The organism is Pseudidiomarina atlantica (assembly GCF_000753735.1).
Lineage (GTDB): Bacteria > Pseudomonadota > Gammaproteobacteria > Enterobacterales > Alteromonadaceae > Pseudidiomarina > Pseudidiomarina atlantica.
Map to the genome: position 1 here is coordinate 65573 of NZ_JPIN01000006.1, position 20335 is coordinate 85907.

Genomic DNA, 20335 nt, shown 5'->3' on the forward strand with positions numbered 1-20335 from the left:
ACACAAATCAACAGGGTAAATCTTTGGTAAACCAGCTTTCCACTTGGCTATTTACATTGCAAACTCATTGGCACATTCATAACAGTGAGGTTGTGTCTAATGAAAACCTTAAACAAAGTTGTTGCATTCGCATTGGTCAGTGGTGCGCTAACAGTAGCGGCGCCAAGTTTCGCGCAGAATAACGACGATCCGTTTGAGGCGCCACAAACGGGCCAAGCCTTTAACTACCTCAGTGGCGGTTTCCATGACCATGATGGCGGTGGTGATAGCGTGGTCATCGAAGGGAGTTACACCTTCAATAACCCATGGTTTGTTAGTGGCTATTTGCGTGACGGCGACGATGGTCCATTTGGCGATGGTCGCGATGCACAAGGAATCAAGTTAGGTCGCTATCTGTGGCTCAACCACAATTTAGTAGCAGACTTCTCGGGCAAGCTAGGCCACGTTGATTTCGGTGGCGCCGATAGCGCTTATTGGGGCGTTGAAGGCAACCTGCGCACACGCATCGACCGCTTTGAAATCTATGGTGGACTCGGTTGGGTCGACTATACCGACGCTGGCAGCGACAGCCAATACCAATTCGGTACGCGTTTTTACATCAGCCCGCAATTCGCCGTGGGTGCTCGCTATCAAGACAGCGAATTTGGTGACGGTCTCCGCATCGAAGCGAGTTATCACTTCTAATAAAATCAGGTATGCTGTGACAGCTAACTTTCAACTCGGAGTCTTGGCATGTCACAGCTACCCCCTTTCTTAACCCTTTATCGCGAACTTATCGCTACGCCTTCAGTGTCGTGTATCGACCCACACTGGGACACCAGCAACAAAGGCGTCATCGATAAACTTGCAGGGTGGCTGACCACGCTCGGATTCACTGTGGTGGTGAACGAGCTTGAACGCCAAGCCGGCAAATTTAACCTGCTTGCGAAATACGTACCACCTGCCAGCGATGGCAAAGGCGGCTTATTGTTGGCTGGGCACACCGATACCGTGCCGTGGGATGAAGGTCGCTGGACTCGCAACCCATTTGAACTGCACGAGGCGGATGGCAAGCTTTACGGACTTGGCAGTGCCGATATGAAGGGCTTCTTTGTCTTTGCGCTGGAAGCCATTCGCGACCTCGATCTAAGCAAACTGCAAAAGCCACTCTATGTTTTGGCGACCGCCGATGAAGAAACCACCATGGCTGGGGCCCGTGAACTAGCAGCGTTTGGCGATTTACGGCCCGACTACGCCATCATTGGTGAGCCCACCTCGATGACCCCAGTGACCATGCATAAGGGGCATTTAACCGAGGGCATCCGCATAACGGGTAAAAGTGGCCATAGTTCCAACCCCGGTGCTGGCATTAATGCAATTGAAGTGATGCATGATGTGATTAGCGGACTACGAGAACTGCAACGTGAATTTCAGCAGCGCTATCACGATGCGCATTTTGCCGTGCCGTATCCTACCCTGAATTTCGGTAACATCCATGGCGGTGACGCCGCAAATCGCATTTGTGCCTGTTGCGAAATGCACATTGATTTGCGGCCACTACCTGGCATGCAAATGGACGACTTGTACGGCGAGCTGGAGCGCAAATTACAGCCGGTACGCGAACAATTCCCGAACGCCGTATGTCTTGAGCACCTCCACGAGGCAATTCCGGGTTACCGATGCGACCCGGACTCAGCCATTGTGCACTTAGTACAGGAAATCACCGGCAATGCTGCCGAGCCTGCGAATTACTGTACTGAAGCGCCTTTTGTGCAGGATCTTGGCTGCCAAACCATTGTCATGGGGCCTGGCTCGATTGCACAAGCTCATCAACCGGACGAGTTTATTCGTTTGGATGAAATCGCGCCCGCGCAGCAACAGCTGCGCGACATAATACGTCGCGCTTGTGCTTAATCTTGTGCTGCTTGTGCTGCTGCCTGCGCAGCAAGCACTCGCATGACCGGCCGAAAACTCTTGCGGTGAATTGGACACACGCCATGGGTGCGTAAGGCTTCTAAATGTGCCGGCGTAGGGTAAGCTTTGTGCTTAGCAAAGTCGTACTGTGGATAAACCTCATGCCACGCCAACATTTGCCGATCGCGTTCGACTTTGGCCAAGATTGATGCCGCGCCTATGCAAGCATGCAACGCATCCCCACCAACGACCGCTTCGGCTGGCACCTGCAGCTTGGGTACGCAGTTGCCATCGACCAGCACTTTTTCTGGCTTTATTCCCAAAGCTTCAACGGCTCTTTTCATCGCAGTTAATGACGCTTGTAAGATATTGATTCGGTCGATTTCTTCAGCATCACACTGCGCAATCGCCCAATAGAGTGCCTTCTGTTTTATCTCCTCACTTAGTGCTAAGCGTTTCTTTTCCGATAGTTTTTTCGAGTCATTGATGCCCTCAATGGGGTTATTGGGATCAAGAATCACCGCTGCCGCAACCACGGGTCCGGCGATAGGCCCACGCCCTGCTTCATCTGTACCGCAGATCATACTGTCTCTTGTGCTTGTGAGTTGTTGGGGTATGATACTTTCGTCTCATAAAAAATAACAATACTTAAAGGGGTCTCTCATGTCTGAATCACCTTCGTTACTTAACCGCATGCTCGACAAAGTCGAGAAGGTGGGTAACAAGCTCCCTGATCCAGCCGTTATGTTCTTCGGACTACTCATTATCGTCTGGGTCTTTAGTTACTTGCTCTCTGGTGTCAATTTCGATGCCATGCATCCGTTAACCGGCGAGAATGTGAAAGTCACTAACCTACTCAGTGGCGAGCAAATGGCGGATTTCCTCGCCAATATGGTCGGCACTTTTATGGGCTTCGCGCCGTTAGGCGTGGTATTGGTTGCCATGCTGGGTGTCGGTGTTGCTGAACGCAGTGGCTTCATTAACGTTGTCATCAAGCTGATGTTGAATGTCACGCCTAAGGTGTTGCTCACGCCAGTACTGATTCTAATTGCAATTGTCAGCCATACGGCGGTTGATGCGGGCTATGTGTTGGTCATTCCACTCGGTGGTGTTATCTACTACGCTGCGGGCCGTCACCCATTAGCAGGTATTGCAGCGGCTTTTGCTGGGGTCTCGGGTGGTTTCAGTGCGAACTTCGTACCATCGGCAATTGACCCATTACTGCAAGGTTTTACCCAGTCTGCGGCGCAAATTTTAGACCCGAACATTCAATTGAATCCGTTGAATAACTACTTCTTCACGGCGATGTCCTCAATTGTCGTGGTACTCGTTGGTTGGTATCTAACTGACCGCGTTATTGAGCCGCGTTTAAGCAAAACACCAATCGATGGTGATCAAGAAGATATGCCGGCGCTTGACGATGTCACCCCGCGCGATCGCAAAGCATTCTTCGCTGGTGTCATCACTATGGTGGTCGGCTTAGCGCTACTCGCTTGGGCTTCGATGGCAGAGAATACGCCGCTTGCAGACCCAGTGACCGGCGAACTTGCTTCATTTGCTGCGCCATTAATGCAGATGATCGTACCGCTGATTTTCCTACTATTCATCATTCCAGGTATCGTCCACGGCTACATTGCGGGTAACTTCAAGAACTCGCAAGACGTCATTGGTGCGATGACTAAATCAATGGAAGGGATGGCGTACTATATGGTCATGGCGTTCTTCTGTGCGCTATTCATCAAAGCTTTTGGTGATTCGAACCTCGGTATTCTGTTATCGATTAAAGGTGCGACTTTCCTGAGTTCGCTTGAACTGTCTGGCGGCGTGACCATGGTTGGTATTATCTTCTTGGTCGCCTTCATCAATTTGTTCGTCGGCTCGGCCTCGGCCAAGTGGGCACTGATTTCACCGATCTTCGTACCTATGCTGATGCAACTCGGTTACTCACCTGATTTAACGCAAGCAGCTTACCGTGTCGGTGACTCGACCAGTAACATCATCACGCCATTGTTACCGTACTTCCCGCTGGTGGTGCTGTACTGTCAGCGTTATGTCAAAGGTACTGGTATTGGCTCGCTGGTAGCCTTGATGCTGCCATTCACCGTCAGCTTACTGGTGTTGTGGTCAGCGTTCTTGGTGATCTACTGGATGCTTGGCATTCCACTCGGTATTCAGTCGAACTACATGTACCCAGCGGTGGGTTAAACCATGACCTACTTTCAAGGCAAGACTGTCTGGTTAACCGGTGCCTCTTCAGGCATCGGTTTAGCCATGGCACAGCAGTTGGCTGAGGCCGGCGCGCATTTAATCTTAACTTCGCGCCGCGCCGAGGTGCTCGAGCAGGTGCGCAGTGAGCTGGCACATCCAGAACGCCATCAAGTGTTGGCATTGGATCTCAGTCAACCCGAAGCTGCTGCGGCTGAAGCCAAAACGGCCTTGGGCGACCAGGTGATTGATGTCTTGATCAACAATGCCGGTGTGTCGCAGCGGTCATTGATCCTCGATACCGATATGCACGTCTATCGGCAATTAATGGAAATCGATTACTTCGGCGTGATTGCCCTGACCAAGCTGGTGTTACCGCGCATGATCGAACGTCGCAGCGGCCATATCGTCACCGTCTCGTCAGTGGCGGGCAAGGTCGGGACCAAGCTGCGTAGTGGCTACAATGGTGCAAAATTTGGTGTTATTGGTTTTATGGATTCGCTACGCGCTGAAACGGCCGCTAGCGGGCTCGTAGTGACGTCTATTTTGCCGGGCTTCATCAACACGCAAGTTGCGCACAATTCGTTGACTGGCGACGGCTCAGCACTTGGTAAGCCAGATCCGGATAATGCCGGTGGGATTTCTGCCGAAGAATGTGCACGGCAATCGCTCAAAGCCATTGCCGCGCAAAAAGCTGAAGTTGTGGTGGGGTCAGGGTTATCTAAACTGGCACCCTTCTTACAAAGGTTTGCGCCGGGGTTGGTCCGGCGCATGATTGCGAAGCGTTAATCGTTGTCATCACTGCTTCTGGACAGAGCGAAATCAAGTTGCACCTGCTGATCGGTCAACCGCACCGGTTGACCGTTCTCATAGGCCGGTACAAACAACCACTGTGAAAGAGCTTCTTTCGCGCTCTTGCCAAAATCACCATTGGTCTCTTCTACGATAGTGATATTCTCGACTCGACCATTAGTCGCGATCTCGTAGTTCAACAACACTGAACCTTCTTTTTGCTGGCGCGCCATGTCCTCGGGATACCGAGGATTAACTCGATACACCGCCTGTTCAACGGTGGTGCCATTGAGCTCGTTGTTCATTTGACCAATCCGCGCCAGCGCCTTGTCGGCACCCTCAGTCATTCCTTCCTTGGCATAAAAGGTGACTAAGCGGTAGTTTGCTGCCAACTGCAACTGCAAGACTGCGGCACGGTCATTGGCCGGCATCGCAACGACTTGCTCAAGCTTATCGATGGCCGACATCATTTTATCTTGCCCGACGTCTTCCATGGCTGCATAGAAGGCGGTTTTCGCGGTGAGCAAATGCTCATCGCCGTGCAACTTGACGCTATCTTTATACAAGGAATTCCATAGCTCAGGGCGACTTTGACCAAGCCGTAATAATTCCTCAGCCATCGCCGTTTTAACATCAAGCACGACCGCTGGGTTTTTCTCCTTTAGCGCGCTAAAGACATTGGCGAACGCAATTTCATATTCCGCAACCTTTGCCTCGTTGTACTCAGGCATGGTTTCCAACGCTAGCAGCAAAGGATCGAGGAGCTCGATAGCGGTGGCATCGTATTCGCGTTGATAAGCCCGCACAACCAATGCTGCCAATGCGTGAGATTGCTCGCCGACACGTTGATTTGCGGCGAGCAAAAATAAGTAATTCATCGCTAGGTTTGCGGTATTAATATGATCTTCACCAAAATACTCGCGGCCGCGCATATAAGAGGCGAACGCTAGTTTTTGTAACTCTAAGCGCGGAGTTTCAGCATTTTGTTGTGCTTGCTGAAAGGCTTGGTACGCCTCTTGAAAGTTCTGTTGCGCGTTGTCTTGTAACAGCGGCGCGGCGGTTGCGCTGGAGACCACAAAGGCACCTGCGACGGCCATGATGGCTAAAGATGAAAGCTTTAACTGCATAACTCATTCCATTGTTGTTGTAATAATTATGTAGCTACTGATACTAACCTTTTTGCCGCGCCGAAAGCAAAAAAAAAGCCTGCGAGATGTGCAGGCTTTAAGTCTATTTGCCGTTGCGGTGGTTTACACCATATGCACCAACATCGACGTCGGATCTTCCAAAAACTCTTGCCAGCGCTTGTTAAAGCGCGCAATGGTACCGCCGTCAATGACCCGGTGGTCGCCCGACCAACTGACATTCATGATCTTGCGGGCCACAACATTGCCATGGCTGTCAAAGCGTGGGAGTTCTTGAACTTTACCAAGCGCAACAATAGCAACTTCAGGTTTGTTGATAATCGGCGTTGCTACGGTACCGCCAATCACACCGATATTCGAGATGGAAATAGTGCCACCTTTCATATCTTCCTGCGCAACACGACCCTCACGTGCCGCTTGAGTAAGACGCGTCACTTCATTGGCAATATCGATAATGCTCTTGTGCTGTACCTGTTTAACGTTAGGTACCAACAAACCAATCTTAGTGTCCACTGCCATACCGATGTTGTGATCGTCAAAGTACGTAATTTCGGTGCAATCCGCATTCACTTGTGAGTTCATAATGGGGAACTCTTTTAACGCCAGTGACATGGCTTTAATGAAGAATGGCATCATGGTGATGCGGATACCTTCATCCTTGTAGCGTTCTTTAAGCTGTTTTTGTAGCGCCATGACCGCGGTTAGGTCAAACTCATCCGCATAAGTAAAGTGCGGAATGGTACTGACCGATTCGGTCATCGCTTTGGCCATTGCTGCTTTCACCCCACGAATGGCCTCAGTACGCTTACCACCGGTAGTTGTTGCTGCTTTGGCAGCGGTCTCCGACGTCTGTGATGAGGTTGTAGCTTCCGCCTTGGTTGAGCCACCAGCCACAAAGTTTTCAACGTCTTCTTTCAGCACGCGACCTTTAGCACCTGAGCCTGGCACTTGACTGATATCGATATCGAGTTCGCGGGCACGGCGACGCACGGCTGGGCTAGCGATGGCCTTGCCTTGGCGCGCGGCTTGTGGGGCTGAGGTTTGGCCGGCTGACGAGGCAGTATTGGTGTCGGATGAGGGTTTCCCCGCACTAGAAGTACGGGCTACGTCACGGGCTACGTCACGGGCTACGTCGCTGGCTTCGCCTTCGACGCGGATGGCAAATAAAGGTTCGTGGACCTTAGCGATATCGCCTTTGGCGTAGTAAAGTTTTTCAACTACGCCATGCTCTTTCGCGGGAATCTGCACCAGAGCCTTGTCTGTCATCACGTCGACGACCGGTTGGTCTTCTTCGATAACATCGCCTTCTTTGACTAGCCACTCGACGATTTCGCACTCGACGATACCTTCACCAATATCCGGCAGGATGAAGTCGGTAACTGTGCTGCTTGCAGAGGTCGCATTGGTATCCGATACCACAGCGCTCGTTTCGGCTGAGGATTTCCCCGTACTAGAAGTACGGGCTACATCTTCTTCAGCGCCGGAATCGATAGCGAACAAAGGTTCATGCACTTTCGCAATGTCGCCTTGCGCGTAATAAAGCTTGGTGACGACGCCATCTTCTTTGGCGGGAATTTGCACCAAGGCCTTATCCGTCATTACATCGACCACTGGCTGATCTTCTTTGATGGTATCGCCTTCTTTGACGAGCCATTCAACGATTTCACATTCAACGATGCCTTCGCCGATGTCCGGTAAGATAAAATCTTTACTCATGATGCACGGCCTCTTAGTAAGTCATCGAAGCTTTAATCGCTTCGTAAACTTTCAGGTGATCGACAAAGTATTCTTTTTCGTGGCACAGCGGATACGGAGTATCGAGACCACAGACACGCGCGATCGGCGATTCTAAATATAAGAAACACTTGTCTTGAATTGACGCGGCTACCTCGCTAGCGAAACCATTGGTCAATGGCGCTTCTTGAGTCACCACTAAACGACCGGTTTTCATCACGGATTCGGCCACAGTATCGATATCCCAAGGCAATAGACTTACCAAATCGATGACCTCACAGTCGATACCGTCTTCAGCTGCTTTTTCTGCCGCTTTTTCTGCCATTTCAACCTGCGCACCCCAGGCTACGATGGTCAAGTCTTTACCTTCACGCACGATGTCGGCTTTGCCTAACTCCAGGGTGTACTCTTCTTCCGGCACTTCACCGGTTGAGGCACGATACAAGCGTTTCGGCTCCATGAACAATACTGGGTTCGGATCGAAAATCGAGCTCAGTAACAAGCCTTTTGCCATGTATGGATTGCGTGGAATCACAATTTTTAAGCCTGGCGTATGCGCGAAATAAGCTTCCGGTGATTGCGAGTGGTAATGACCACCGGCAATACCGCCGCCGTATGGCGTGCGAATCGTCAAGCCACCTACGTTAAACTCATTACCTGAACGATAGCGGAATTTCGCCGACTCGTTCACGATCTGGTCAAACGCTGGGAAGATATAATCACCAAACTGAATTTCGGCAATAGCGTAACTGCCTTGCGATGCCAAACCATTGGCAAAACCAAGGATGCCCTGCTCTACCAGTGGCGTATTGAAGTTGCGATGACGACCGTATTTTTCAGTCAGTCCTGAGGTCGCGCGGAATACCCCACCAAAAGCACCGGTATCTTCACCAAAGCTATACACTTTGTCGCTTTTCGCCATCGCGATATCAAGTGCACTATTGATGGCTTGTAATAAATTCATTTTCGCCATTACTTGTCTCCCCCATCAATACGTGACGCTGTTTTTGGATACGCTTCTGGGTACTTCCGAATATGCGCTTTCAACTGCTCTAGCTGCGCTCGCAACTGTGGCGTCGGCGTGTCGTATACATCTTTGATGAGTTCATCAATGTGTGGTGCTGGAATTTTCTCGGCTTCTTTCAATGCAGCAAGTACCGCCGCTTTTTTCTCGGCGAAGTTTTCTTCTGCGTCTTTCTCGGTCAGCCATTTTTTCTTAATCAAATAAGCTTGAAAGCGGCTCAATGGATCTTTAGCGCGCCATGAGGCTTCTTCATCACGGGTACGATAACCGGTCGGGTCGTCAGAGGTTGAATGCCCTGCCATGCGATACGACATCCCCTCAATCAATACCGGCTCGTTGTCTTCGACTGCCAATTTACGCGCCAATTGCGTTGCTTGGTAAACAGCAAATATATCGTTACCGTCAACGCGAATGGTTTTCATACCATATGCAACACCACGCGGCGCGATACCATCACCGCCGTATTGCTCACCTTGCGATGGCGTCGAGATGGCATAACCATTGTTACGACAGAAGAAGATCACCGGCACTTTATAAACCGACGCCATATTCAATGCCGCGTGAAAATCACCTTCTGAGGCAGCACCTTCACCGAAATAGCAAATGGTACATTTACCGTCTTTATCCATTTTCTGACCATACGCATAGCCAGTTGCTTGCGGGATTTGCGTCGCCAACGGCGAAGCAATGGTCATAAAGTTGAGGGCCGCACAACCATAGTGCACAGGCATCTGGCGACCTTTACCAAGGTCGCGCTCATTGGAGAACAGTTGGTCCATGAATTGTTCAACAGTAAAGCCACGATAGGCAAGTGCTCCCTGCTCGCGATACTGCCCCATGATCATATCACCGTCATCGAGTGCCGCAGCAGAGCCAATGCTCGCCGCCTCTTCACCGAGTGAAGAAAGGTAGAAGCTGATACGCCCCTGGCGCTGTGCAGCAATCATGCGCTCATCTAAGATGCGAATGAACTGCATGGTATCGAACATTTTTAAAGCCAGCTCTTTATCGATATCGGGCAGCTTTGCGCCTTTGTGCACGGTGCCGTCTTCTTTGAGGATCTGTAGCATAGGAATCTGCAATGCTGAACCGTCCAAAAACTGTGGTTCAGTTACGATTTCCAACTGATGTTTTTTATCCGTAGCCATAACTTTCTCGTTCTCAGAAAAATTGCGCTAACTTTACCTTTACGTCAACTGACATGCAAACAGGCGAAGGTAACATTACGTAAAAATCAGACCAGTTTCAGCTGCTCAACAGGTATTTCAACCACTGTCAATAAAGCGCGCTGCCCCAGAGCCACCTTGGCATTGGGGAAAATAATACGCTCGCTGCTCTGCTCTACTAAGTATTCTTTATCGCCGTCGGTGGCTAACAGTTCGCCTTGCTTAAACGCGGTGAAATTGGCAACGTCATCAGGAAAATGCAGGGTAAAGTCTTCAACTGTACGGTTTATTGTACGGCAAACGTCGAATACTTTTGTGCGGTTTGCATCAAACTTCGGTAGCCGTAATTCAGCCTCACTGATCAAACGGGTAAACATTTGTTCTGCGGCGGCAAACTTACTACGGTCGTTTTCGCCAAACGGACGTACTTTACCCAGTTCAACGGTGAACGCGTCAGCGTTATGAGTGCGCACACTGTAATAGCTAAAAGTTGTGGTAGGTGCTTGGTTCAATAAAATTGTTTCGACGCCACACTCCGCCAAAAACGTCAGTTGTTCTTTTTTATAAGGGCCACCATGGGTAAAGGGATAGACCGCGAACTTTTCGTATTGGGAATCACGGATCGCAGTATGCAAATCATAATGATAGCGCTTGCGCTCGCCCGCTGGTGCAGCCGCGAAAAACTCGCTGACGGCATGCTCCATGGCTGCTGCACGCTGATGTTCAGGCGTCTGCCCTTTGCCGTGCGCACCACTGAAAAGGCGATTCATGTTTTCATCGACAAAGCGCTTGCCAATGCGAATGGCTGCCGGGTTAGCAATTAAGAATAGCGTGCGCTGGCACGGCTGAATATCACCGCTTAGAATGCCGTGCAGCATGTCGCGCACGATTTCAATTGGCGCCGTTTCATCACCGTGGACCGCGCAGGAAATCACGACATCTTTGTTGCTCGGTTGCTGCGGTTCAAACACGAACACACCATAGTCACTAAAGGTTAAGGCACCGCTTGCACAGAGGGCGGTAGTTCCGCGCAATGCACTTTGTGCGCTTGTTAACTCCCCATGGTAGCCTTGCACGGTCCAATCCAACACATTTACATCACTGTGTTTCACTGTTCTGTGACTCCTCTAATTTGATTCGGCCTGGCTCTAAGTCTTTGGTCGCAAGCAAAGCGCGCAACACACGCGAGCGGTATTCGCGGCGATAGAGCACGGAAATGACCATAACGGTCGAGAGAAAAAATAAACCTGGGTGCAAAAACCAACACAAATACGCGAGGGCAAAGTAATAAGCCCGTAATCCGTTGTTATACTCATGCCCCGCTTGGTCAAAAACTTTCGCAGCTTGGCGAGCAAAGGTCGTGCGTTGTTCGTCGCTGAAGTCGGTGCTGCGGTACTGTGGCGCTGCACCCATAAGTACCGAGACAAAGCCAAACTGCCGGATGGCCCAGGTGAATTTGAAGAAGGCAAAAACGAAAATCAATGCCAACCCAGCAAGCTTAAAGCGCACTTTATCTGGCGATGTATCAGCAGTGAACGGCAAGGACTGCAATACCTGCACCACGATTTCAGCCGATGCCAGCAGGGTTAGCACACCCGCTAACACCAGTATGGTTGAAGAGGCGAAGAAAGTGACGACGCGCTCAACGTTGCCAAGCAATGCCGCATCAGCTATCTGGTGCTCTTTGCGTGTAAGCGTCGACATCCAGTCAATACGCAACTGCCGCAAAATATACGACAGGCTGTAGGTGGAGCGCGCACGGATGCGAGCAAACTGGGTATAACCAAACCAGACGCTCACAAAAAAGGCCAGTGTTAGCACATCAAGTAACGATAAACTCATAGGGTCGACCTTCACCGCTGCACCACTTGGCAGCTTCCAGATAAGCGAAAAGCACCCTGAACCTCAGGGCGCCTTTCTATGAATCATTGTAAGGTCATTAGTTTACCATTAAGTGACAAACTTGTCTGATTCCGATCGTGGCGCTGGACGTTCCGCCAAACCATACCAAGACAACATAGTTTTAATACCGCGTTTGGTATCGTCCAGAATGATATAGAGACACGGAATCAAGAGCAGCGTAATAACCGTGGCGAAAAGAATACCGAAGGCCAATGAAATCGCCATTGGAATCACCATTTTCGCCTGCAAACTCTTTTCAAGCACGATCGGCAACAAACCAAAGAAGGTGGTCAAACTGGTAAGTACGATCGCACGAAAACGCGCTGAGCCGGCATCTTGCACCGCTTGACGTAGCGGCGTACCGTCACGCCGCGCTTGGTTGACATAGTCCACCATGACCAAGGAGTCGTTCACCACAACCCCAGCAAGCGCGATAATGCCGAATAAACTTAAAATCGAGATCGGCATACCTAAGATCCAGTGACCGACCACCGCACCAATCATCCCGAACGGTATCACTGACATGATAATCAATGGCTGACTGTAAGACTTCAACGGAATTGCCATTAGCGCGAAGATGGCGAACAGTGCTAGAGCAAAGCCCACCGCTAATGAACTAGTCGCCTCTGCTTCGTCTTGCGACGCACCTTCGAGTTTGGCAGTAACCGTTGGATACTTATCAAGAATCGGCTGAATCTCTTGCGACATAACTTGTCGCACGACTTCAAAGGGTTCAATGCGGTCCTTATCAACCCTGGCGCGTACATTCACCGAGCGCTCCCGATCAATGCGCGTAATGGTGTTGTAACCCTTGGCGAAGCGAATGTTGGCCAATTCGGTAAATGGAATCATCCCACCGTCGGCTGTGCGTAACTTCATGTCCTCTAAGTTACCAATTGATTGCCGTTCTTCGAGTGGATACCGCACCATGATTCGAACTTCTTCGTCACCGCGCTGAATACGCTGCGCTTCGGCACCGTAGAACGCGTAACGCACTTGGTTCGACAGTTCCGAGAGGGTGATTCCCATTGCTGTCGCCAAAGGTTTGAGCTCCAAGATGATCTCATCGTTGCCTGCCCCAAAGGTATCCTCTATATCGAATACCCCGTCAAACTGGCCTAAAGCTTCTTTCAGCTCTTTCGCCGCTGCTGAGAGCTGGTTTAAGTCTTCACCGGCGAGCTGGAACTCCACATCAAAACCACCGCCACCGCCGATACTGCCTTGGAAGTTGACGGCTTTCACCCCCGCTATTTCCGGAGTTTCCATACGCCAGCGGTTGATGATTTGGAAGCCGTCGATTTCACGCTCTTCACCTTTGGCAAGCTCACTCATTACCATGCCACTGGTGGTGCCGTTCAGCCAAGTTGTGGTGTGTTTTACTACATCTTGACCAGTTTCATCAGAGACTTTTTCGTCAACGCGGTACAGCGCCTCAGTTAGGGTCTCTAGGGCGCGAATCGTTGCTTCTTCCGACGAGCCAGGTTGCATTTCGATGCTGGTACGGATGAAATCACTCGGAATATTGGGGAAGAACACCCAACGCACCACACCACCACTGATCAAACCGATCATCAGAATGAATAGCGCAAGGAAACTTGCCAATGTGGTATAGCGGTAATGTAAACACTTCGCCAAAAACGGCCGATAGTAGCCATACACGAACTTTTGCAAGCCACCGGAAATCTTATTCCGAACACGCTGGAAGCCGTTCTGTTTTTCGTTGTTACCTTTGCTGTACTTCATCGCAGCAATGTGTGCCGGCAAGATCAATTTAGACTCAACCAATGAGAACGCTAAACACAGAATCACGACCCATGCGATAGATTCCCAAATCGCACCCATACCACCATCGACCATGAGCATCGGAATAAATGCCACCATGGTGGTTAAAACACCGAAGGTTGCCGGAATTGCTACTTTTTTCGCGCCACGTACGACGTTATCAATGCTCTTGCCGTGCTTCTCGATTTCGGAGTAAGCACTTTCGCCGATGACTATCGCGTCATCGACGACTATCCCCAGCACCAGTATGAAACCAAATAAACTGATCATATTAATGGAGATATCGAACATGGGTAACGGCATTAATGCAATAGTTCCCAAGAAACAAATGGGGATCCCAATCATGACCCAGAACGCGAGACGCAATTGCAAGAATAACGACAACATCAAAAAGACGAGGAAACCACCAAACCACATATTGTCGAGCATCAAATCGAGACGCCCTTGTAAGTAGTAAGAAGAGTCGCCCCAATAAGCAATTTTAACTTCCGGTGGCAGTTCTTTTTGCTTACGCTCAATGTAATTGCGCGTTGCTTCAGCAACGGCCAGATCATTCTGATCGCCTACAGATTGAACCTGCACAAAGGTTGCAGGCATGTTGTCGAAACGAGTAAAACGCCGACGCTCAATGAATTCGTCCTTAACCGTAGCGATATCGCCGAGTGTCAGTCGAGTACCATCTGGGCGGTTAATTAACACGATATTTTCGAATTCTTCACCGTAGTAAGCTTGGTTGTTGGTTCGCAACAGAATGTCACCATTCGGCGTGCGAATAGAACCACCGGCGGCATCAATTGAGGTGCCGCGCACCGCATTGACGACTTGTTGGAAGGTTAAGTTATAACGCTGGAGGTCTTGCTCTGAGATCTCAATCGAGATTTCATAGTCACGCGCACCCACTACTTCAACCTTGGTAATTCCTGCAATGGTTTTGAGATCGTCACGAATCGACTTAGCAAGTTCCTTCTGATTCCGCTCGGTCATGTCACCATAAACGCTAATCCAGATAACTTCGCGCTGCGGGCGCATGCGGTAAATATTTGGATTCTCGATTTGCTGCGGAAAGTTAGGGATTGCATCCACTAACATTTTCACTTCGTCCATGACCACTTGCACGTCGTAGCCGTTCTCAACTTCAATCGAAACTGAGCCGCCACCTTCGCGCGCGGTCGAGGTCATGCGCTCAACACCATCGACATCTTCTAAGGCATCTTCGATAAGTACGATAACGCCCTGTTCAACTTCTTGTGGTGCCGCGCCCGGAAACGGAACTTGAATACTGATCATATTAAATTCAAGCTCGGGAAACATTTGCTTGCGCACTTGCCCGACCATGAAAATACCAGTGATGATAATCAGTAACATCAATAGGTTGGCGGCAACCGGATTGTTTGCCCACCAAGCGATAAATCCAGTTTCACGCGACTGCTGTTCGGGTACAGGTTGTTGCTTTTCCATCCCAGTACCTCCTTATTCTTTATTGGCGTTAGCAGTCTGGTCGGCGTCTTCGTCGCCTACCGCGTCTTTGCTATTCTCGTCTGGCTTACGTTCCATTTGCTGTGGCAAGGGGTCACCTGGCAACCGCACTTTCATGCTTGGTAGCGCGTTTGCTAATTGCGTTAACACCACTTGATCACCTGCTTTGAGGCCCTCGTTAATGACCACTGCGTTTTCTTCAGCACGCAATACCTCAACGTGTTGCCGTTGGAGGCGACGGTCTTCATCAACAAGCCAGACATTACCGTCAGCGGTTAACGCATAACGTGGAATGCGGAAGACATTTTCGACAAATAAGCCCTCAATATCGAGTGCAACAAAGCGACCAAAACGCAGTATTTCTGGGTGTGTATCACCGTTGCGGTTATACGGGTCTTTTACTTCGACAACGCCGTAAATAACGCGGCTGTTACTATCAAGAACCCCTTCGCTGCGAACCAAATTACCCTGCCAAGTGTGGGTAACGCCAGCAACTTCAGAGCGTAATTGTACGCGAGGAAAATTATCCGTTTGTTCAGTGCTTGGTAAATTTAAGAATGCTAGGTCGCGATCACTGAGCGGCACACGAATTTCAGCAGTTTCAGTTCCCATCAGCTGACCGATTTGGCTACCGACATTGATGAACTGCCCTAAATCAACATTTTTATTGCTCAAGAGCCCTGCAAACGGAGCCCGAATCACGGTCCGGTCAAGATCTCGTTGGGCTTTTGCGACTGCTGCTTCCGCCGACTGCATCGCAGCGACCGCGCTAGCAACTTGGGGCTCGCGCAAACCAAGCGCTGGAATTTCACCCAGTTCTAACGATTCCCACTCTTCACGAGCCACTTGCGCTCGTGCACTTTCTTCGGCAAGCGCTGCCTTTGCTTGTGCTAGGTTGGCTTTAGCACTTTGTAACGCGACCTCGTAATCCTGCGGATCGATGCGCAACAACACATCACCTTCGTTAAAGAAACCACCGTTTTGGAAGTTCGGTGATATCTCCACAATTTGTCCGCTGACTTGCGCCACTAAATTGGTGGTGTGTTTAGGCTGAACGTTACCTTGGCCGGCCACGATCATATTTATGTTTTCAGGCTGTGCTTCTTGTACTTCGACCAAAACCGCAGGACGCTCCATCGAACGCATGGGGATCTGTGGTCGCAAGTTCATCAGCAATACCACTATGGCAATTGCGACGAGGATGATAAGCGGGGGGAGTAATGCGCGTTTTTTAAAAGCCATTGAGATCATTCCATTTGAAAACTTAATTGCCGCATAGTATGCGGCAACTACTGTAGATAATTAAGCAGGATTATGTTGCAGGTTGTAACAACTGAAACATTAACCATTCAGCAAGTAACTTTCGGCGGCTTCAATGGCCCTTGGACCGCCGGCTAGCACCACGACATCATCGCGATTGAGAGTGAAATCACCATTCACCTCGCTAAACTCTTGCTCACCACGACGCACCGACTTTATCTGCACATCTAAGTCATCTAGGGCTAATTGTGCCAATTCACGTCCACAAGCATAGGCACTGTCCGTCAACTGTACGGCATGGAGAAATTGTAAGCGGTCAATTTTCTCAGGATCCATATCCGTTGTTTCACCCGGATAAAACCCGTGCATCTCGCCATAATGACTGCGCCGTGCTTGATCGAGGCGGGCAAGAATGCGACGAATCGGTACCCCTGAGCGACTTAAAATTTGCGAAACCAACATCAAACTGGCCTCCAGCGTATCTGGTACCACTTGGGTCGCACCTGCTTGCATCATCGCCTCGAGACGCAAGTCATCACGCGAGCGCACGATAATTTCCGCATGCTCGTTGATTTCACGAATGGCTCGCAACACCTCTAAAGCTTTTAAGTCGTCGGCGAAACTGATGATGATCAATTCCACTTGGTCGGCATGCACAGCTTTCAATATATCGCGCCGCGCAGCATCACCAAAGAATACCGCGGCACCACCGGCAATCGCCTCTTGCACTCGTTTAGTGTCATGATCAATGGCTAAATGATCGATACCCTCGTTGGTCAAGAATCGGCTCACCGTCTGACCCACTCGACCAAAGCCTAGCACCAAAACTTTTTTCGGCTCACTTACATTAGGTTGTTGCGGCTGATCAGAGTCCGCCCCGCGGCTACGGCGCACCAATGGCGCAACAATATTTCGACAGTTTTGAATCACCAACGGCGTCACCGCCATACCGAGCACGCCGACACCCACCAGCAATGAGGCAACTTCCGCTGGCAACAAGGCATAGCTGAGCGCCAAAGAAACCAGTACAAAGCCGAATTCGCCCATTTGGAACAGCATCAAACCCGCGCCCCATGCGTCTTCCTCGCGCTCTTTCATCACCCCAGCAAGTATTCGCACCACGAGCATTTTGAGCAAGCCGACGCCCAGCACCGCGAGCACAATCCAATGCAGATTGTGCAAGAACACGTCAAGATTGAGCTGCATGCCCACGGTGATGAAGAATAGTCCCATCAAAATATCGCGAAACGGGCGAATATCAGCTTCTAGTTGATGTTTGTATTTGCTTTCGCCCAGCATCATACCTGCTAGAAACGCACCGAGCGCCATAGATAAGCCGAACAAATGAGTTAATCCGCCTGCAACGAGCGCAACCAATAGCGTGGCCAGCACAAATAATTCGTCAGTACGTAAGCGTGCAATTTCACGAAAAATATGCGGCAACACCCATTTTCCAATCGCCATGAGCACCACCACGATAGCTGTGCCTTTGAGGAGTGCGATACCAAGACTCTGCCAAATATTAACGTTGCCATCGCCGGCGGCTAACAACGGAATAATGATCAGCATCGGCACCACAGCGATATCCTGAAAGAGCAGCACAGCAACAGTCGACTGCCCTTTGCGGGTGGTTAATTGTGATGACTCACCAAGTTGCTTGATCACCACAGCAGTTGAACTGAGCGCTAAGGTGCCGCCAATGACCATAGCTGCGGTCCAATCCCCCAACCAGAGGTAACCAAGTCCTGCAAATAGTAATGTGCAAATCACCACCTGCCCCGCACCTAAGCCAAATACCAGCCGCCGCATAGCAATCATTTTGGGCAAAGAGAATTCGAGTCCCAACGAGAACAACAACAGCACCACGCCAAGTTCAGCGATAAAATGGTAATCATCTGGGTCTTTAATCCATGCAGTGACATCGGGGCCGGCAATGATCCCAGCCACCAGATAAGCCAAAATAGCCGGCAAGCGAATACGCCGAAACGCCCACACCAAAACGACTGCAATCGCTAATAGCAGTAACACGTCCGTAAAGGTTCCGTTCATGTCGGCTTCCTCTGCAAATAAAGCCCGAAGCAGATCAAGCTCAGGCCAATCAAAGTGGTGACTTGAATCGCTTCACCAAGAATAAAATAAATCAGTATTAGACTGATAAATGGACTTAAAAAAATCAACATAGACAACTGAGATGTGCGCTCTGCTGTTCTCATCGCGGTTAACCACAGCAAAAAGGTTAGTCCCATTTCAAAAATACCGACATAGGCAGCCGCTGCCAATGCTCGCCACTCATGCCAAGGTAGTGGCCGCGGATCGATAGCAACCGCAGCGGCCAGCAACAGAGTGCCAAAGGCAAAACACCAGAACATTGCTGGAATGGGTGCATCGGTGTTGCGCGTGTTGATTAACCAGTACCCAGCCCACAATACGGTACTGAGCAGTGCTAGGCCAATACCAAACCAATTGGTTGCAGCAAAATCCCATTGTCCACCGGTGGCAATCAACACTACACCGCCATAGGCCACCACCATCGCACCCAGCTCTCTGCCGCTAAGTTTCTGTTTAAGAATGGGCACGGCGAGCAACGCCATGGTAATCGCCCAAGTGTAGTTGATGGCTTGCGCCTGCTGCGCCGGTAATTGATCATAGGCAGCAAACAACACCCAGTAGTAAACAAAAGGATTAAGGGTGCCTTGCAGCAGATAAAAGCGCCAACGACTGTACCCCAGTCGCCAAGTTTCTGTTATCCGCCCTTGCCAGGCCAATAGTAGGAAAAAAATCAGGGTGCTGGTGAGCGCCGCCAAAAACAGTAAATGCAAGGGTGTTAAAAACCCTAGGGCTATTTTAAATGCTGTTGCCACCGTCGACCAAAGTCCTACAGCCGCAAGCCCGAACCCAAGTGCGCGACGTTGATTTTTCTCAATAGTAGCTGGGTGCAACACGATCTGGATTCCTTGGTGTGCTAACGCTGGCTAAGTTGCAAAGTGCGTTGCCGACTGCGGCTCAGACGAAAGCGTCCCCACTCGATGCACGGCTGACGGTCATTGCTGGTGTAGAGCATTTGTTCACGGATTTGCTCGAGTTGCGCGTACGACGGCATACTTGCCTGTTGTTGTTGTAACCACTGGCGCAGCAATGCTCTTTGTGTCGCCGGCGATAGTGCGTGCAAACTATCCACTCGAAGTGCACCACTGGCATCACAATGGGTCACCAACTGCGCCGTCAATAATTCTTCGAGCACTTGCTGTTGTTCGGCACATAAACTCGCGCTGCGTAGTACCGACCTCCCGAACTGTGGCCAGCGTTGCTCCAACATCGGCACGACTTTGTGACGCAAAAAATTACGCTCGATCCGCGTGTCCTGGTTAGTATCGTCTTCGATCCAGAATAATTTGTGATGATGTGCGTAGGCGTAGATTTCGGCTTTACTGACGCCAAGTAAAGGCCTTAGCCAGGTTTGTGTACCCGCCCCCTGACCAGCATCAGTCTGTTTGGCCATTGCTGCCAAACCTTTTGGTCCTGCACCGCGCTTCAGTTGCAACAACAAAGTCTCGATTTGATCATTGCGATGTTGACCCAACAACATAATGGCATCGGCATCTGCGAGTTCGGTGAGGCGCTGGTAACGGGCTTCGCGACCGGCCGCTTCTTTGCTGACCCGATTGCCCTGGGCAACTGTCAAAACTTCACCGTAATGAGGAAACTGGCGACGCGCACAATCACGCGCTAAACCTTGTGCCCAAGTTCCCGAATCTGGATGAAACTGATGATCAAGATGAATAGCCAAATAACGCTGGTCTGGGTGCTCAGAGCGCCAACGATCGAGTAGGTCAAGAATAGTTTGTGAATCAGCACCGCCGCCCAAGCAGGCAACGATCTGTTGTTGTGGCTGCAGCGTCAGATGAGTGAGCGCTGCAGCAAATTCAGGGTAAAGATCACGATAGGCGAGCTTCACA

Annotated in this window: 16 protein-coding genes; 4 read left to right on the forward strand and 12 right to left on the reverse strand. The window is 50.4% G+C overall.

The annotated features are described in order from the left end of the window. Window positions 1-99: 99 nt before the first annotated feature. Both IDAT_RS06240 and argE read left to right on the forward strand, forming a co-directional pair. The gene (locus IDAT_RS06240; RefSeq protein WP_034732003.1) at window positions 100-684 is read left to right on the forward strand and encodes a hypothetical protein; all 585 of its coding nucleotides are present in this window, start codon (window positions 100-102) and stop codon (window positions 682-684) included. A 48-nt stretch (window positions 685-732) separates the two neighbouring features. Continuing rightward, window positions 733-1893, forward strand: a complete 1161-nt coding sequence (argE, locus tag IDAT_RS06245; protein WP_034732005.1) for an acetylornithine deacetylase — start codon at window positions 733-735, stop codon at window positions 1891-1893. On the opposite strand, the gene rnhB is transcribed toward argE, so the two are convergent. After that, complete coding sequence (gene rnhB / locus IDAT_RS06250) at window positions 1890-2510, reverse strand: ribonuclease HII (RefSeq protein ID WP_280113578.1); 621 nt, start codon at window positions 2508-2510, stop codon at window positions 1890-1892. The genes argE and rnhB overlap by 4 nt on opposite strands. Before the next feature lie 46 nt (window positions 2511-2556). Here rnhB and IDAT_RS06255 point away from each other — a divergent pair, with 46 nt between their 5' ends. After that, window positions 2557-4098 carry an AbgT family transporter gene (locus tag IDAT_RS06255; protein ID WP_081909777.1) on the forward strand — a complete coding sequence of 514 codons (1542 nt, stop codon included), beginning with the start codon at window positions 2557-2559 and terminating at the stop codon, window positions 4096-4098. Window positions 4099-4101: 3 nt separating this feature from the next. Beyond that, the gene (locus IDAT_RS06260) at window positions 4102-4887 is read left to right on the forward strand and encodes an SDR family oxidoreductase (protein ID WP_034732008.1); all 786 of its coding nucleotides are present in this window, start codon (window positions 4102-4104) and stop codon (window positions 4885-4887) included. Here IDAT_RS06260 and IDAT_RS06265 read toward each other — a convergent pair. The 11 genes from IDAT_RS06265 to tilS all read right to left on the reverse strand — a co-directional run bounded on the left by IDAT_RS06265 (window position 4884) and on the right by tilS (window position 20334). Next, complete coding sequence (locus IDAT_RS06265; protein WP_034732010.1) at window positions 4884-6017, reverse strand: energy transducer TonB; 1134 nt, start codon at window positions 6015-6017, stop codon at window positions 4884-4886. The two genes, IDAT_RS06260 and IDAT_RS06265, sit on opposite strands and share 4 nt — an antisense overlap. A 123-nt stretch (window positions 6018-6140) precedes the next feature. After that, window positions 6141-7751: a dihydrolipoyllysine-residue acetyltransferase gene (locus IDAT_RS06270; protein ID WP_034732012.1), complete on the reverse strand. Its 1611-nt coding sequence runs from the start codon at window positions 7749-7751 to the stop codon at window positions 6141-6143. A gap of 13 nt (window positions 7752-7764) precedes the next feature. Then, window positions 7765-8742 carry an alpha-ketoacid dehydrogenase subunit beta gene (locus IDAT_RS06275; RefSeq protein ID WP_034732014.1) on the reverse strand — a complete coding sequence of 326 codons (978 nt, stop codon included), beginning with the start codon at window positions 8740-8742 and terminating at the stop codon, window positions 7765-7767. Continuing rightward, window positions 8742-9941 (reverse strand): thiamine pyrophosphate-dependent dehydrogenase E1 component subunit alpha, encoded by a 1200-nt coding sequence (locus IDAT_RS06280; protein ID WP_034732027.1) that lies wholly within the window; start codon window positions 9939-9941, stop codon window positions 8742-8744. The genes IDAT_RS06275 and IDAT_RS06280 overlap by 1 nt, the downstream gene beginning before the upstream one ends. An 86-nt stretch (window positions 9942-10027) precedes the next feature. Beyond that, window positions 10028-10993, reverse strand: coding sequence for a succinylglutamate desuccinylase (gene astE / locus IDAT_RS06285; protein ID WP_425277393.1), 966 nt, complete (start codon window positions 10991-10993; stop codon window positions 10028-10030). 64 nt (window positions 10994-11057) lie between these two features. Further along, window positions 11058-11801: a DUF599 domain-containing protein gene (locus tag IDAT_RS06290; RefSeq protein ID WP_034732030.1), complete on the reverse strand. Its 744-nt coding sequence runs from the start codon at window positions 11799-11801 to the stop codon at window positions 11058-11060. Between the two features lie 108 nt (window positions 11802-11909). Continuing rightward, entirely contained in the window at window positions 11910-15101 is a 3192-nt protein-coding gene (locus tag IDAT_RS06295) for an efflux RND transporter permease subunit (RefSeq protein WP_051986621.1), read from the reverse strand. 12 nt (window positions 15102-15113) lie between these two features. Beyond that, window positions 15114-16361, reverse strand: coding sequence for an efflux RND transporter periplasmic adaptor subunit (locus IDAT_RS06300; RefSeq protein ID WP_034732033.1), 1248 nt, complete (start codon window positions 16359-16361; stop codon window positions 15114-15116). A 99-nt stretch (window positions 16362-16460) separates the two neighbouring features. Next, window positions 16461-18428 (reverse strand): monovalent cation:proton antiporter-2 (CPA2) family protein, encoded by a 1968-nt coding sequence (locus IDAT_RS06305; RefSeq protein WP_034732034.1) that lies wholly within the window; start codon window positions 18426-18428, stop codon window positions 16461-16463. After that, window positions 18425-19321, reverse strand: a complete 897-nt coding sequence (locus IDAT_RS06310; RefSeq protein ID WP_244441606.1) for a DMT family transporter — start codon at window positions 19319-19321, stop codon at window positions 18425-18427. Before IDAT_RS06310 ends, IDAT_RS06305 begins: the two co-directional genes overlap by 4 nt. A gap of 20 nt (window positions 19322-19341) precedes the next feature. Next, complete coding sequence (gene tilS / locus IDAT_RS06315) at window positions 19342-20334, reverse strand: tRNA lysidine(34) synthetase TilS (protein ID WP_051986622.1); 993 nt, start codon at window positions 20332-20334, stop codon at window positions 19342-19344. Window position 20335: the final 1 nt, after the last annotated feature.